General features: G+C 49.3%; 20 protein-coding genes. All 20 read left to right on the top strand.

What is annotated here, in order from left to right; translation table 11 throughout:
• Positions 1-816 precede the first annotated feature (816 nt).
• The 20 genes from rplC (at position 817) to BGL89_RS11180 (ending at position 12,100) form a co-directional block, all read left to right on the top strand.
• Complete coding sequence (gene rplC, locus BGL89_RS11275; RefSeq protein WP_193957098.1) at positions 817-1,455, top strand: 50S ribosomal protein L3; 639 nt, start codon at positions 817-819, stop codon at positions 1,453-1,455.
• Positions 1,456-1,475: 20 nt separating this feature from the next.
• On the top strand, positions 1,476-2,108 hold the full coding sequence (rplD, locus tag BGL89_RS11270; protein ID WP_286825777.1) for a 50S ribosomal protein L4: 633 nt from the start codon (positions 1,476-1,478) through the stop codon (positions 2,106-2,108).
• Positions 2,098-2,403, top strand: coding sequence for a 50S ribosomal protein L23 (locus tag BGL89_RS11265; RefSeq protein WP_286825776.1), 306 nt, complete (start codon positions 2,098-2,100; stop codon positions 2,401-2,403). The genes rplD and BGL89_RS11265 overlap by 11 nt, the downstream gene beginning before the upstream one ends.
• Before the next feature lie 33 nt (positions 2,404-2,436).
• On the top strand, positions 2,437-3,270 hold the full coding sequence (gene rplB / locus BGL89_RS11260; RefSeq protein ID WP_190721170.1) for a 50S ribosomal protein L2: 834 nt from the start codon (positions 2,437-2,439) through the stop codon (positions 3,268-3,270).
• Between the two features lie 30 nt (positions 3,271-3,300).
• On the top strand, positions 3,301-3,582 hold the full coding sequence (gene rpsS / locus BGL89_RS11255) for a 30S ribosomal protein S19 (RefSeq protein WP_002753908.1): 282 nt from the start codon (positions 3,301-3,303) through the stop codon (positions 3,580-3,582).
• 195 nt (positions 3,583-3,777) lie between these two features.
• Positions 3,778-4,137, top strand: coding sequence for a 50S ribosomal protein L22 (gene rplV / locus BGL89_RS11250; protein ID WP_150978028.1), 360 nt, complete (start codon positions 3,778-3,780; stop codon positions 4,135-4,137).
• Positions 4,138-4,160: 23 nt separating this feature from the next.
• Positions 4,161-4,889: a 30S ribosomal protein S3 gene (gene rpsC / locus BGL89_RS11245; protein ID WP_061432468.1), complete on the top strand. Its 729-nt coding sequence runs from the start codon at positions 4,161-4,163 to the stop codon at positions 4,887-4,889.
• 30 nt (positions 4,890-4,919) lie between these two features.
• The gene (gene rplP / locus BGL89_RS11240) at positions 4,920-5,339 is read left to right on the top strand and encodes a 50S ribosomal protein L16 (RefSeq protein WP_002734310.1); all 420 of its coding nucleotides are present in this window, start codon (positions 4,920-4,922) and stop codon (positions 5,337-5,339) included.
• Positions 5,339-5,557 (top strand): 50S ribosomal protein L29, encoded by a 219-nt coding sequence (gene rpmC, locus BGL89_RS11235; RefSeq protein ID WP_286825775.1) that lies wholly within the window; start codon positions 5,339-5,341, stop codon positions 5,555-5,557. Before rplP ends, rpmC begins: the two co-directional genes overlap by 1 nt.
• Before the next feature lie 6 nt (positions 5,558-5,563).
• Positions 5,564-5,806, top strand: a complete 243-nt coding sequence (rpsQ, locus tag BGL89_RS11230) for a 30S ribosomal protein S17 (protein WP_286825774.1) — start codon at positions 5,564-5,566, stop codon at positions 5,804-5,806.
• Between the two features lie 20 nt (positions 5,807-5,826).
• A complete protein-coding gene (rplN, locus tag BGL89_RS11225; protein WP_002732358.1) occupies positions 5,827-6,195 on the top strand; it encodes a 50S ribosomal protein L14 in 369 nt (122 codons plus the stop codon).
• A gap of 72 nt (positions 6,196-6,267) precedes the next feature.
• Positions 6,268-6,621, top strand: coding sequence for a 50S ribosomal protein L24 (rplX, locus tag BGL89_RS11220; RefSeq protein ID WP_002757582.1), 354 nt, complete (start codon positions 6,268-6,270; stop codon positions 6,619-6,621).
• 54 nt (positions 6,622-6,675) lie between these two features.
• Positions 6,676-7,215 (top strand): 50S ribosomal protein L5, encoded by a 540-nt coding sequence (gene rplE / locus BGL89_RS11215; RefSeq protein WP_002734750.1) that lies wholly within the window; start codon positions 6,676-6,678, stop codon positions 7,213-7,215.
• Positions 7,216-7,430: 215 nt separating this feature from the next.
• Complete coding sequence (gene rpsH / locus BGL89_RS11210) at positions 7,431-7,832, top strand: 30S ribosomal protein S8 (RefSeq protein ID WP_002734721.1); 402 nt, start codon at positions 7,431-7,433, stop codon at positions 7,830-7,832.
• A 105-nt stretch (positions 7,833-7,937) separates the two neighbouring features.
• Positions 7,938-8,507: a 50S ribosomal protein L6 gene (gene rplF, locus BGL89_RS11205; RefSeq protein WP_286825773.1), complete on the top strand. Its 570-nt coding sequence runs from the start codon at positions 7,938-7,940 to the stop codon at positions 8,505-8,507.
• Positions 8,508-8,510: 3 nt separating this feature from the next.
• A complete protein-coding gene (gene rplR / locus BGL89_RS11200; RefSeq protein ID WP_286825772.1) occupies positions 8,511-8,873 on the top strand; it encodes a 50S ribosomal protein L18 in 363 nt (120 codons plus the stop codon).
• A 26-nt stretch (positions 8,874-8,899) separates the two neighbouring features.
• Complete coding sequence (gene rpsE, locus BGL89_RS11195; protein ID WP_002757584.1) at positions 8,900-9,421, top strand: 30S ribosomal protein S5; 522 nt, start codon at positions 8,900-8,902, stop codon at positions 9,419-9,421.
• Between the two features lie 10 nt (positions 9,422-9,431).
• Positions 9,432-9,875 carry a 50S ribosomal protein L15 gene (rplO, locus tag BGL89_RS11190; RefSeq protein ID WP_002780095.1) on the top strand — a complete coding sequence of 148 codons (444 nt, stop codon included), beginning with the start codon at positions 9,432-9,434 and terminating at the stop codon, positions 9,873-9,875.
• A gap of 268 nt (positions 9,876-10,143) precedes the next feature.
• On the top strand, positions 10,144-11,463 hold the full coding sequence (gene secY / locus BGL89_RS11185; protein WP_286825771.1) for a preprotein translocase subunit SecY: 1,320 nt from the start codon (positions 10,144-10,146) through the stop codon (positions 11,461-11,463).
• A 70-nt stretch (positions 11,464-11,533) separates the two neighbouring features.
• Positions 11,534-12,100, top strand: coding sequence for an adenylate kinase (locus tag BGL89_RS11180; protein ID WP_286825770.1), 567 nt, complete (start codon positions 11,534-11,536; stop codon positions 12,098-12,100).
• Positions 12,101-12,278 lie beyond the last annotated feature (178 nt).

Genomic DNA, 12,278 nt, shown 5'->3' with positions numbered 1-12,278 from the left:
AGGTGCGGAACCCCGCAAGGGAAAGAAGCAGAAACCTAAATCGTGAGGTTTGGGAATCACCGTCCGTTTTACGGCGGTGAGGATGTCAACTACTATCGTGACCGTTTTTTGGTCGGGACGTGGCTTAACCATAGACCACCTCTCGCTTTCGGGGCTTTTATCTCTATTCTAACTCTCCCCCTCTGACAGAAGAGGGCTATAGCGGTTCTCGTATTTGTGAGGTACAGTTTAACCTTTGCTGATTAAGCTTTTCAGGATTGAGAATGTACCTCTTGTGAACAGGAACCGCTATAGTATCAACGACCGATTCCCCAAAAGGAAAACTTTGCACCTCACCATTAAGATAAGATAAATACTATAATTGAGTCTATTGGCTCGATCTGCCCCCATCGCTGCTGAAGACCGCCGAACGGTACAAATAATTTGACCAGACTGGATATGATCATTGCCCGTGACTAAAAAAACCTCTTGCCTAAAAAGTCACAAATATTATATAATGTTTGATCGTGGCCAAAATCGGTGTTAGGTGGTGCTGAAGGCACTGCCGAGCAGAACCGCCTTGGTCGCTCGGTCTTCGCCGGGATACTGAAGATAAACCCTTTAAGTCCCCAAGAAACAAAGACCAGCAACAATCTAGGCAGAACCAGCAACCCTGTCTAGTCTTACTTACGAATTTAACGGGATGCCAGCTTAAATAACTCGAAAAAAGTCATTCAAGTTGGGCAGGCTGATAAAGTGGGAAAAATCTTTCCCGCTCCTATAGCCACGGCCACGTTATTTTTGATTGTCGTCTAGTAAAGATAAAGAGAACAATCCGTGTCTATCGGTATCCTCGGTACAAAACTGGGCATGACCCAAATCTTCGACAACAAAACGGGAGTCGCCATTCCCGTCACCGTCGTTCAAGCAGGTCCGTGTCCCGTCACCCAAGTAAAAACTAAAAAAACCGACGGTTATGAATCCATCCAAGTGGGATACAAAACCGTCAAAGAAAAAGCCCTCAACAAACCGCTGCTCGGTCATTTAGCCAAAGCCGGTGTCTCCCCCCTGCGGCACTTAATCGAATACCGCCTCGAGGACGCATCCGCTTACACTTTAGGCCAAGAAATTACCACCGCTATCTTCCAAGAAGGCGATTTGGTCGATGTGGCTGGAACCACCATCGGACGGGGGTTCTCCGGCTATCAAAAACGCCATAACTTCAAGCGCGGTAACATGACCCACGGTTCCAAAAACCACCGTCTCCCCGGTTCCACCGGTGCCGGTACTACCCCCGGTCGCGTCTTCCCGGGTAAGAGAATGGCTGGACAATACGGAGCAACCCAAGTTACCATCCGCAAATTGTCCGTGGTCAAAATCGATAGCGAACGCAACCTGATCCTGATCAAAGGAGCCGTCCCGGGCAAACCAGGAACCCTGTTAAACATCACCCCCGCCAAGAAATTTGGTAAATAGGGCAAGGAAAGATTAAAGCCATGGTTAACTACACAGTCAAAAATTGGCAAGGGGAAGAAGCGGGAACAGGCACCCTGGAACTGAAAACCGCTAAACCCGAAACCGCCAAACACCTAATTCACCGCGTCGTCGTCAGCCATCTAGCGGCGGCCCGCCAAGGTAACGCCTCGAGCAAAACCCGCTCGGAAGTGCGCGGCGGTGGTCGCAAACCCTGGCGGCAAAAAGGCACCGGTCGGGCCCGGGCCGGTTCGATCCGTTCTCCCCTCTGGCGTGGTGGCGGTGTCATCTTCGGACCGAAACCCAGAGATTTTGAAGTTAAGGTCAATCGCAAAGAGAAAAGATTAGCCCTGAGAACCGCTTTGATCGGCCAGGCCGATAACTTTATCGTGGTTGAAAGCTTCGCTGAACAATTCTCCCAACCCAAAACCAAAGAACTGACCGCTGCCTTAAGTCGCTGGGGAGCCAGTCCAGAGGAAAAAATTCTGCTGATTCTGACGGAAATTCCCGAAAATGTCTATTTATCGGGACGTAATATCTGCAATCTCAAAATTATTCGCGCCGATAGTCTCAACGTCTATGATGTCCTCCTAGCCGATCGAGTTATCGCCACCGCCGCAGCCCTAGCTAAAATTGAGGAGGTCTATGGTGCTTAAAATTGAAGCCAGACAACTCGCCGATCTGATCCTAAAGCCGATCGTGACCGAGAAAGCCACCCTACTCCTAGAACAAAATAAATACGTCTTCGATGTCGCCTTGAAAGCGACCAAGCCAGAAATTCAAGCGGCGATCGAACTGCTGTTTGACGTGAAAGTAACGAAAGTGAACACCAGCCGCCCCTCTCGTCAGAAAAAACGCGTCGGCCGTTTCCTCGGTTACAAACCCCAATACAAACGCGCGATCGTGACCCTTGCAGCCGGCGACTCGATCGCCCTCTATCCCGACGTATAACAACCAAGAAACCCGATAACGGAAAACTAAACTATGGGTATTCGTTCTTTTAGACCCTTAACCCCCGGGACAAGGCAGGCGGCGATCTCCGACTTTAAAGAGATCACCAAAACCGAACCGGAAAAGTCCCTAACTCATCACAAACACAGTAAACAGGGGCGGAATAATCGCGGTGTCGTTACCAGTCGTCACCGGGGCGGCGGCCATAAACGCCTCTACCGGATTATCGATTTTCGTCGCGATAAACGGGATATTCCAGCCACAGTAGCGGCGATCGAGTACGATCCTAACCGTAACGCCCGCATTGCCCTGCTTTTCTACAAAGACGGGGAAAAACGCTACATCATCGCCCCCGCCGGTTTAGGCGTTGGTGATACCGTCATCGCCGGAGAAAACGCTCCCTTCGAGGTCGGTAACGCCCTACCCTTAAGTCGCATCCCCCTAGGGACAGAAGTTCATAACATCGAACTCGTCCCCGGTCGCGGTGGTCAAATGGTGCGGGCCGCCGGTGGTTTCGCCCAAGTGGTAGCGAAAGAAGGCGATTACGTTACCATCCGCCTCCCCTCCAAAGAAGTCCGCATGATCCGGCGTGAATGCTACGCCACCATCGGCAAAGTCGGTAACGCCGAAGCGAGAAATATCAGTCTCGGTAAAGCCGGTCGTACCCGTCACCGCGGTCAACGACCTCATGTTCGGGGTAGCGTCATGAACCCAGTCGATCACCCGCACGGAGGTGGAGAGGGTCGCGCTCCGATCGGACGTTCCGGCCCGATGACTCCCTGGGGTAAACCCGCCCTCGGTCGCAAAACTCGCAACAAGAAAAAACGCAGTAGCGATCTCATCGTGCGCCGTCGTACCCAGGGTTAGAAATTATTACTTTACTTTTGACTGAAAATTATGGGTCGTTCACTGAAAAAGGGGCCATTTGTCGCCGGCCACCTGATGGAAAAAATCGAAAAACTCAACGCACAGGGCAGTAAACAAGTGATTAAAACTTGGTCCCGTGCCTCGACAATCATTCCCGATATGGTCGGTCACACGATCGCCGTTCATAACGGCAAACAGCACGTTCCCGTCTATGTTTCCGAGCAGATGGTCGGTCATAAACTCGGTGAATTCGCTCCCACCCGCACCTTCCGCGGCCACGCCAAGAGCGACAAAAAAGCAGGACGGAAATAGACCGGTGGGCGGTAATCTTAAAACCGTCAGCCCCCAGTCAGCGTTCAGATAACTATGAGATGGTGGGTTACGGCGACTAGATAAATTAATAACTAAGTCTCATAAGTTGTCGTCGCCTAACCCACCCTACCTAACTGATAACTGATGACTGATGACTGATAACTGATAACTGATAACTGATAACTGATAACTGAAATGACCATCGATACCTCTAACGAAGTCAAAGCGATCGCCCGCTATATTCGGATGTCACCCCTGAAAGTCAGACGGGTACTCGATCAGATTCGCGGTCGCTCCTATCGGGAAGCCCTAATTATTCTCGAATTTATGCCCTACCGGGCCTGTGACCCGATTCTCAAAGTCCTGCGTTCCGCCGTTGCCAACGCCGAAAATAACGAAGGACTCGATCCCGCCACTTTGGTGGTTAGCCAAGCCTTTGCCGATGGCGGACCGACCCTAAAACGTTTTCGACCCCGGGCCCAAGGCCGCGCCTACCAAATTCGCAAACCCACCTGTCATATTACCGTCGCCGTCGCTCCTAGCAACGAAGACTAATCACCTTAACTAAAAAAACCACAATGGGACAAAAAATCCATCCCCTCGGTTTTCGTCTCGGCGTTATCAAAGATCATAAATCTTGCTGGTATGCCGACGCGAAACGTTACCCCGAACTACTGCAAGAAGATCGCCGCATTCGTGAATACGTCGAAAAAAACCTTGCTAATGCCGGTATCGCCGATATTCGCATCGAACGTAAGGCCGATCAAGTAGATATTTCCATCCACACCGCTCGCCCCGGGGTCGTCGTCGGTCGTGGTGGCACGGGAATCGAACAGCTGCGCCTAGGTTTACAAAAAGCCCTCGGTGGCCAGCGTCAAATTCGCATTAACGTCATTGAGGTGGCTCGCGTTGATGCCGATGCCAACCTGATCGCCGAATACATCGCCCAACAACTAGAAAGACGGGTTTCCTTCCGTCGTGTTGTCCGGCAAGCCATCCAACGGGCGCAGAGGGCCGAAGTCAAAGGGATCAAAATTCAAGTTAGCGGTCGTCTCAACGGGGCGGAAATCGCTCGCACCGAATGGGTGCGGGAAGGACGAGTTCCCCTGCATACCCTGCGCGCCGATATTGATTACTCCTATAAAACCGCCAGCACCATCTACGGGATTCTAGGCGTGAAAGTTTGGATCTTTAAGGGCGAAATTATCCCCGGCCAAGAAGAAATTGCCGCCGCCGTTCCCGCTCAAGCACCGCGCCGTCAACAGCGTCGCCGTCAACAGTTTGAAGATCGCTCTAGTGAGGGCTGATCCCTAATATTTATCAGTGGTAAATAGCTCATGTTAAGTCCCAAAAGAACAAAATTCCGCAAACAACAGCGCGGACGGATGCGCGGGCTGGCCACCGGCGGAAATACGATTAATTTCGGCGATTTCGCCCTGCAAGCCACCGAACCCTGTTGGATTACTTCCCGTCAAATCGAAGCGGCCAGACGGGCAATGACTCGTTATATTCGTCGGGGTGGCAAAATCTGGATTCGCGTTTTTCCCGATAAACCCGTCACCCAACGGGCCGCAGAAACTCGGATGGGTTCCGGGAAAGGTTCCCCCGAATTCTGGGTGGCCGTGGTTAAACCGGGGTTCATTATGTTTGAGATTGCCGGGGTAGCTGAACCAGTGGCCCGGGAAGCAATGCGCCTAGCCGCCCAAAAATTACCGATTAAGACCAAATTTATCACTCGCGAGGAGGATTTTGTCTAATGGCTCTACCAAAAATCGCCGAAGTGAGGAAGATGAGCGATGACGAAATCGCCGACGCTATCCTCGCTGCCAAAAAGAAACTGTTTGAATTGCGTTTGCAACAGGCCACCCGCCGCTTGGAAAAAACCCACGAATTCAAACACACCCGCCACCGTCTTGGCCAATTATTGTCCGTAGAACGGGAGCGCCAACTAGCCCAGTCCACCCCGGAGGCATAACCCACTATGGCAGTTAAAGAAAGAGTTGGGGTAGTGGTCAGCGACAAAATGGATAAAACCGTAGTGGTAGCCATTGAAAACCGCTCTCCTCACCCTAAATACGGCAAAATCGTCGTGAAAACCCAGAAATTTAAGGCTCACGACGAAGAAAATCAAGCCAAACAAGGCGATCGAGTTCGTATTCGTGAAACCCGCCCCCTCAGTAAAACCAAACGTTGGGAAGTGGCGGAAATATTAACCGATAATTAAATTTCACCTAGGTAAAAACCGTGATTCAACAACAAACCTACTTAAATGTCGCTGACAATAGCGGGGCGCGGAAACTAATGTGTCTGCGGGTGCTGGGAACAGGTAACTGTACCTACGGTGGCATCGGTGACAAAATTATCGCCGTGGTTAAGGACGCTATCCCCAATATGCCCGTGAAAAAATCCGATGTGGTGACTGCGGTGATTGTGCGGACCCGTCAAACCGTCCGTCGCGATAGTGGCATGAGCATCCGTTTTGATGATAACGCCGCCGTGATTATTAATAATGACGGTAATCCCAAAGGTACTAGGGTTTTTGGTCCTGTCGCTCGGGAATTGCGCGATAAAAACTACACCAAAATTGTTTCCTTAGCCCCAGAAGTTCTCTGATCAAAGTGAAAAGTACCAAGGCAATTGGCTGATGGCTAGTCTAAAACTTTTCACACTTTGAGGTCAAAAAAAATGAGTAAGAAAAACAGTCAAACCCCACCCCAAAGGCAAAAAATGCACGTTAAAAAAGGGGATGTCGTTCAAGTAATCGCTGGTTCCGATAAGGGCAAAGTGGGCGAAATTTTACGGGCTTTACCCCAAGAAAGTACCGTGGTGGTCAAGGGAGTTAATATCCGCACCAAACATACTAAACCCCAACAGGAAGGAGAATCGGGTCAAATCCTTACCTACGAAGCACCGATTCACAGTTCCAAAGTGATGCTTTATTCCGAGAAGAAAAAAATCGCCAGTCGGGTGGGTTATACCTTTACCGAAGACGGTCGGAAAGTGCGGATACTGAAGAAAACTGGCGAAATTATTGATTAGTTTCCCATCAATTCTAGTTCCTGACCAAGCCCAGGAAAAGCAAGCAGAAAAACTATGAGCCAAAAACTAAAAACCACCTATCAAGAAACCATTGTTCCTAAACTGAAAGAACAATTTGGTTATACCAATATCCACCAAGTACCTAAAGTTATCAAAATTACTGTTAACCGCGGTCTTGGGGAAGCTTCACAAAATGCCAAAGCTTTGGAGTCTTCCAAGGAGGAACTGTCCACCATCACCGGACAACAACCGGTAGTGACCAGGGCCAAAAAAGCGATCGCTGGCTTCAAAATTCGCGAAGGAATGCCGGTGGGTGTCATGGTGACATTGCGCGGCGATCGAATGTACGCTTTTTTAGACCGTCTAATTAATCTGGCCTTACCACGTATTCGCGACTTTCGCGGTATCAGCGGTAACAGTTTTGATGGTCGTGGTAACTACAGTTTAGGCATTCGTGAACAGTTGATCTTCCCCGAAATTGAATACGACAAAATCGATCAAATTCGCGGGATGGACATCTCAATCATCACCACCGCTAAAAACGACGAAGAAGGACGCGCCCTCCTCAAAGAGATGGGAATGCCCTTTAGATAAATCAATCAAGAGAAAAGTAAACAGTGACCGGTAAATAAGTGAACAGTGATCAGTAAACAGTAAACAGTAAACAGTGATTCAGTGAAAAGACAGCAGGAAACTGCTATTTAATACTACTCACTTAATACTCAAATCTGATCACTGATCACTGATCACTGATGACTGATAACTGACCATTGATGTTGATCCCAATTTAGGAGAAAAACAGGTAATTCATGTCTGCTAACGATACCATCTCGGATATGCTGACCCGCATCCGTAACGCTTGCGCGGTTCGGCAGACCACTACTCAAATCCCCACCACGCGGATGACGCGCAGTATTGCTCAAGTTCTCAAGGACGAAGGCTTTATTGCTGATTTTGAGGAAGTGGGTGAGGGGATTAAATCTCAATTAGTTCTTTCCCTCAAATATAAAGGCAAAAACCGTCAACCGATCATTACTACCCTCACCAGAGTCAGTAAACCGGGCTTGCGAGTTTATTCCAACAGTAAAGACTTACCTCGCGTCCTCGGTGGTATTGGCATCGCCATTGTTTCCACCTCTAAAGGCATTATGACCGATCGCGAAGCCCGTAAACAAAACGTTGGCGGCGAAGTCCTTTGCTACATCTGGTAAACAAGGATAAGCTATCAGCCGTCAGCCTTTCCAAGTTTCAACCTGATAGCTGACCCACTGATAACTCTTCCGGTGATAACTGATAACTGATAACTGATAACTGTTATGTCTCGTATTGGCAAACGCCCGATTCCTATTCCCAATAAAGTCACCGTCGATATCGATGGTGCTACCGTGACGGTGAAAGGACCCAAAGGAACTCTCCAGAGAACCCTACCCACCGCCGTCGCCATCAATAAAGATGGCGAAACCCTGTTCGTTACCCGTCAAGACGATTCCCGTACCGCCAGAGAACGCCACGGACTCTGTAGAACTCTAGTAGCCAACATGGTGGAAGGAGTCGCTACCGGCTTTCAAAAACGCCTCGATATCCAAGGGGTGGGCTACCGCGCCCAGGCGCAGGGTGGTAAATTGGTTCTGAATGTTGGTTACAGCCAACCCGTGGAAATGGAGATGCCCGATGGTGTTTCCGTCGCTGTAGAAAACAACACCCAAGTTATCGTCAGTGGCATCGACAAAGAAGCCGTCGGTAACATTGCCGCTAAAATCCGCGAAGTTCGTCCCCCCGAACCTTATAAAGGTAAAGGGATTCGCTATCTTGGTGAAGTTGTCCGTCGCAAAGTTGGTAAAGCTGGCGGTAAAGGCGCTAAAGGCGGTAAAGGAGGTAAAAAATAAACCATGAAACTTAGTCGCAAAGAATCAGTCCGTCGTCGTCACCAGCGTGTGCGTCGCAAAATTAATGGCACTGCTGAACGGCCGCGTTTATCCGTATTTCGTTCTAATAACCACATCTACGCCCAAATTATCGACGACGTAGCCCAACATACCCTCGCTGCTGCTTCTACCCAAGAGGCAACCTTGCGCGGGGAATTAGAATCCACCGCTACCCAAGAGGCCTCGGCTGCCGTGGGTAAACTGGTGGCCCAACGGGCCCTAGAAAGAGGCATTGAACAAGTGGTTTTTGATCGTGGTGGCAATCTCTATCACGGTCGCGTCAAAGCCTTAGCAGAAGCGGCTCGGTCAGCCGGCTTAAACTTCTAAAATATCCTTTCAACACTGATAAAACTATGGCAAAACGTCGCAAAGGCAACCGCGAAAAAGAAAAAGAAACCACTTGGCAAGAGCGGGTCATCCAGATCCGCCGGGTTAGTAAAGTGGTTAAGGGTGGTAAAAAACTCAGCTTCCGGGCTATCGTCGTGGTCGGTAATGAAAACGGCCAGGTGGGAGTGGGAGTCGGCAAAGCAGGGGATGTTATCGGGGCCGTCCGTAAAGGCGTGGCCGATGGCAAAAAACAACTAATTGAAGTCTCCTTAACTAAGGCTAGTTCTATCACTCACCTTACCCGGGGTGCTTCCGGTGGCGCTCAAGTGCTCATGCGTCCGGCTGCTCCGGGGACTGGGGTTATTGCTGGGGGTGCTGTCCGTACCGTTTTAGAATTAGCCGGGGTGAAAAATATCCTCGCTAAACAACTCGGTAGCGATAACCCCCTCAATAACGCTAGAGCCGCCGTTAACGCCCTGGAAACTCTCCGCACTTTCTCGGAAGTGGCCAAGGATCGAGGCGTATCTGTAGAACATTTGTACACATAAAGAAATCACCATGAAACTCCACGAAATCGCCCCCCAACCGGGGTCAACTAAACGTCGTCGTCGTGTGGGACGGGGTGTCTCGGCCGGCCAGGGCGCTAGCTGCGGTCTGGGAATGCGCGGACAAAAATCTCGCTCCGGGACGGGGACTCGTCCCGGTTTTGAGGGGGGACAAATGCCCCTCTATCGTCGGGTTCCCAAATTAAAGCATTTTCCTTTGGTTAACCCCCGTCAATACACAATCGTTAATCTGAGAAAATTAGCTTCTTTACCCGCTAATACGGAAGTCACCCTGGAAAGTCTCCTAAAAGCTAAAATTCTCACCAGCAACGACGGCCCTTTAAAAGTTTTGGGTGATGGTGAAATTACCGTTCCCCTCAAGGTGAAGGCCGCCGCTTTTAGCAATAGTGCCAAAGAGAAAATTACCGCCGCTCAAGGGACTTGGGAAGAAATATAAATTTCCCAGGAGTCTTGGAGAAGACAGGAGACGGGAGACGGGAGACAGTATTCAGGAGACGGGAGACAGGAGATTATTTTTATTTATTCTTCCCCCGCAACGCGCACGCAGTGACCCCCCTACACCCTACACCCTACACCCTACACCCAATCCCCAAGACCTGATTGCTATATCATAAGAAAGACAGGGGAAATCTTAAAAAAATCGAGAAAGTTTTCCCCCTCGATTACTTTTTCCCATAAAAAAACTGCACTAGAGGTAACTGTTAATGGTCGTCAGTCGTGATAAGGCTCCCACGGCACAGGAAACGTTTATGCAAATGGCACAGGCGGCCGGTTTACGCGGTCGCTTGTTGGTTACATTGGGTTTACTGATTCTGCTCCGTTTTGGGATGTTTGTACCGATACCCGGTTTGGATCGGGCAAGATTAGCAGAAATTATTCAAAGTAACGCCGCGTTGGGAATCCTTGACCTGTTTACCGGGGGAGGATTATCGACGTTAGGGATTTTTGCCCTCGGCATTCTTCCCTATATCAACGCCTCAATTATCGTGCAACTGCTCACCGCTGCCCTTCCTTCTTTGGAAGATTTACAGAAAAATGAAGGAGAAGCAGGACGGCGAAAAATTGCCCAAATTACCCGTTATATTGCCTTTGGTTGGGCAATTATTCAAAGTATCGGCATTACTCTCGGTTTATTGGTGGCTAACGGCGTTGTGGACGGAACTTTACCCTCGATCGCTGCTACGGTTCTCGCTTTAGTGGCCGGTTCTATGTTCGTGATGTGGATTTCGGAACTGATTACGGAACGCGGTCTGGGAAATGGAGCATCTTTGCTGATTTTTGTCAACATTGTTGCCGTTTTGCCGAAAACCCTCGGTGATACGATTACTTTTGCTCAACAGGGTGGCCGACAAGCGATCGCTCAAGTGGTGATTCTCTTGCTGGTTTTCTTGGTGATGATTATCGGCATTGTTTTTGTTCAGGAAGGAACCCGTCGGATTCCGATTGTTTCTGCCCGTCGTCAGGTCGGTCGTCGTCTCTATCGGGAAAGAACCAGTTATCTACCCCTACGACTCAATCAAGGGGGCGTGATGCCGATTATTTTCGCCTCGGCAGTTTTGGTGTTACCTTTCCAATTGGTGCAAGCTTTACCCACCGATAACCCGGTCGGTCAGGTTTTAGTTCAGTTGGTTAATGCCCTGCGTCCCGATAGTTGGGGTTATGTGGCTTTTTATAGCTTACTAATTCTCGGTTTTAGTTTCTTCTACGCTTCCCTGATCGTTAACCCCAAAGATATGTCCCAAAACCTGAAAAAAATGGGGGCCAGTATTCCGGGGATTCGACCGGGAACCGCTACTACTAATTATCTGGAAGGGGTGCTGAATCGTCTCACCCTTTTGGGCGCTCTCTTTTTAAGTTTGGTGGCTACTGTGCCGACTGTAGTAGAAAGCGCCACCGGTGTCACCACTTTTCGCGGTTTGGGGGCAACTTCCCTGTTAATTCTGGTGGGGGTGGCGATCGATACTGCCAAACAAATTCAAACCTATGTCATGTCTCAACGCTATGAGGACATGATTAAACAGTAGTTAGATAGTTAACCAGTGACCTTTTAGCGGTTACTGGTTATTTTTTCCCTTAAAACCCTATATTTAATCCATGAGCAAACGGATCGGTGTGATATTTTTGGGACCGCCCGGATCGGGAAAAGGGACCCAAGCGGCAAAATTAGCGGAATCTCTGACGATTCCCCATATTTCTACCGGTGAAATTTTACGTCAAGCAATTACAGAGAAGACAGAACTTGGTCAGCAAGCACAAGCTTATGTGGAAAAGGGCGAATTAGTCCCCGATGAATTGTTATTAGGTTTAATTCAGGAACGTTTAAAACAGCCTGACAGTGCTAAGGGTTGGATTCTTGACGGTTTTCCCCGCACGGTGACACAGGCGAGCTTTTTAGACGCATTACTGGAAGAATTGGCCGATAGTTACACCTATGTGGTTAATTTGGCTGTACCAGATACGGTCTTAATTGAGCGTCTCATGCAACGCGGTCGTCAAGATGATACTAAAGAAACGATCTCCCGTCGCCTACAGGTTTATATCGACCAAACTGCCCCCGTTTTAGATTATTACAGCCAAAAAGGGACCCTTAACCATATCGACGGTAATCAACCGATGGACGCGGTTACGGCGGCTTTAACAGCAGTTGTTACTACTGTTTAAAGTTATCCTCAGAATCAATTCAGTGATCAGTAATCAGTAATCAGTGATCACTGATTACTGATCAGTCAGTAAAAATTACAACTTTTTTTGACATCCTCGCCGCCGTAAAACGGACGGCGATTCCTCACCACGCCACCTTTTTAGAATGGTCGCTGAATGGGGTTGACGCTTCACGGGA

Origin of the sequence: Microcystis sp. LSC13-02 (assembly GCA_002282935.1) — a bacterium.
Classification (GTDB): domain Bacteria; phylum Cyanobacteriota; class Cyanobacteriia; order Cyanobacteriales; family Microcystaceae; genus Microcystis.
This window is presented reverse-complemented; position numbering and strand designations above follow the sequence as displayed.

Excerpts from the sequence above, each read along its gene's own strand:
- rplP (WP_002734310.1), top strand. The coding sequence starts at position 4,920 with ATGTTAAGTCCCAAAAGAACAAAATTCCGCAAACAACAGCGCGGACGG.
- rplR (WP_286825772.1), top strand. The coding sequence starts at position 8,511 with ATGAAACTTAGTCGCAAAGAATCAGTCCGTCGTCGTCACCAGCGTGTG.
- rpmC (WP_286825775.1), top strand. The coding sequence starts at position 5,339 with ATGGCTCTACCAAAAATCGCCGAAGTGAGGAAGATGAGCGATGACGAA.
- rplO (WP_002780095.1), top strand. The coding sequence starts at position 9,432 with ATGAAACTCCACGAAATCGCCCCCCAACCGGGGTCAACTAAACGTCGT.
- rpsH (WP_002734721.1), top strand. The coding sequence starts at position 7,431 with ATGTCTGCTAACGATACCATCTCGGATATGCTGACCCGCATCCGTAAC.
- rpsC (WP_061432468.1), top strand. The coding sequence starts at position 4,161 with ATGGGACAAAAAATCCATCCCCTCGGTTTTCGTCTCGGCGTTATCAAA.
- BGL89_RS11265 (WP_286825776.1), top strand. The coding sequence starts at position 2,098 with ATGGTGCTTAAAATTGAAGCCAGACAACTCGCCGATCTGATCCTAAAG.
- rplE (WP_002734750.1), top strand. The coding sequence starts at position 6,676 with ATGAGCCAAAAACTAAAAACCACCTATCAAGAAACCATTGTTCCTAAA.
- rplV (WP_150978028.1), top strand. The coding sequence starts at position 3,778 with ATGACCATCGATACCTCTAACGAAGTCAAAGCGATCGCCCGCTATATT.
- BGL89_RS11180 (WP_286825770.1), top strand. The coding sequence starts at position 11,534 with ATGAGCAAACGGATCGGTGTGATATTTTTGGGACCGCCCGGATCGGGA.
- secY (WP_286825771.1), top strand. The coding sequence starts at position 10,144 with ATGGTCGTCAGTCGTGATAAGGCTCCCACGGCACAGGAAACGTTTATG.
- rplB (WP_190721170.1), top strand. The coding sequence starts at position 2,437 with ATGGGTATTCGTTCTTTTAGACCCTTAACCCCCGGGACAAGGCAGGCG.
- rplX (WP_002757582.1), top strand. The coding sequence starts at position 6,268 with ATGAGTAAGAAAAACAGTCAAACCCCACCCCAAAGGCAAAAAATGCAC.
- rpsQ (WP_286825774.1), top strand. The coding sequence starts at position 5,564 with ATGGCAGTTAAAGAAAGAGTTGGGGTAGTGGTCAGCGACAAAATGGAT.
- rplD (WP_286825777.1), top strand. The coding sequence starts at position 1,476 with ATGGTTAACTACACAGTCAAAAATTGGCAAGGGGAAGAAGCGGGAACA.
- rpsS (WP_002753908.1), top strand. The coding sequence starts at position 3,301 with ATGGGTCGTTCACTGAAAAAGGGGCCATTTGTCGCCGGCCACCTGATG.
- rpsE (WP_002757584.1), top strand. The coding sequence starts at position 8,900 with ATGGCAAAACGTCGCAAAGGCAACCGCGAAAAAGAAAAAGAAACCACT.
- rplF (WP_286825773.1), top strand. The coding sequence starts at position 7,938 with ATGTCTCGTATTGGCAAACGCCCGATTCCTATTCCCAATAAAGTCACC.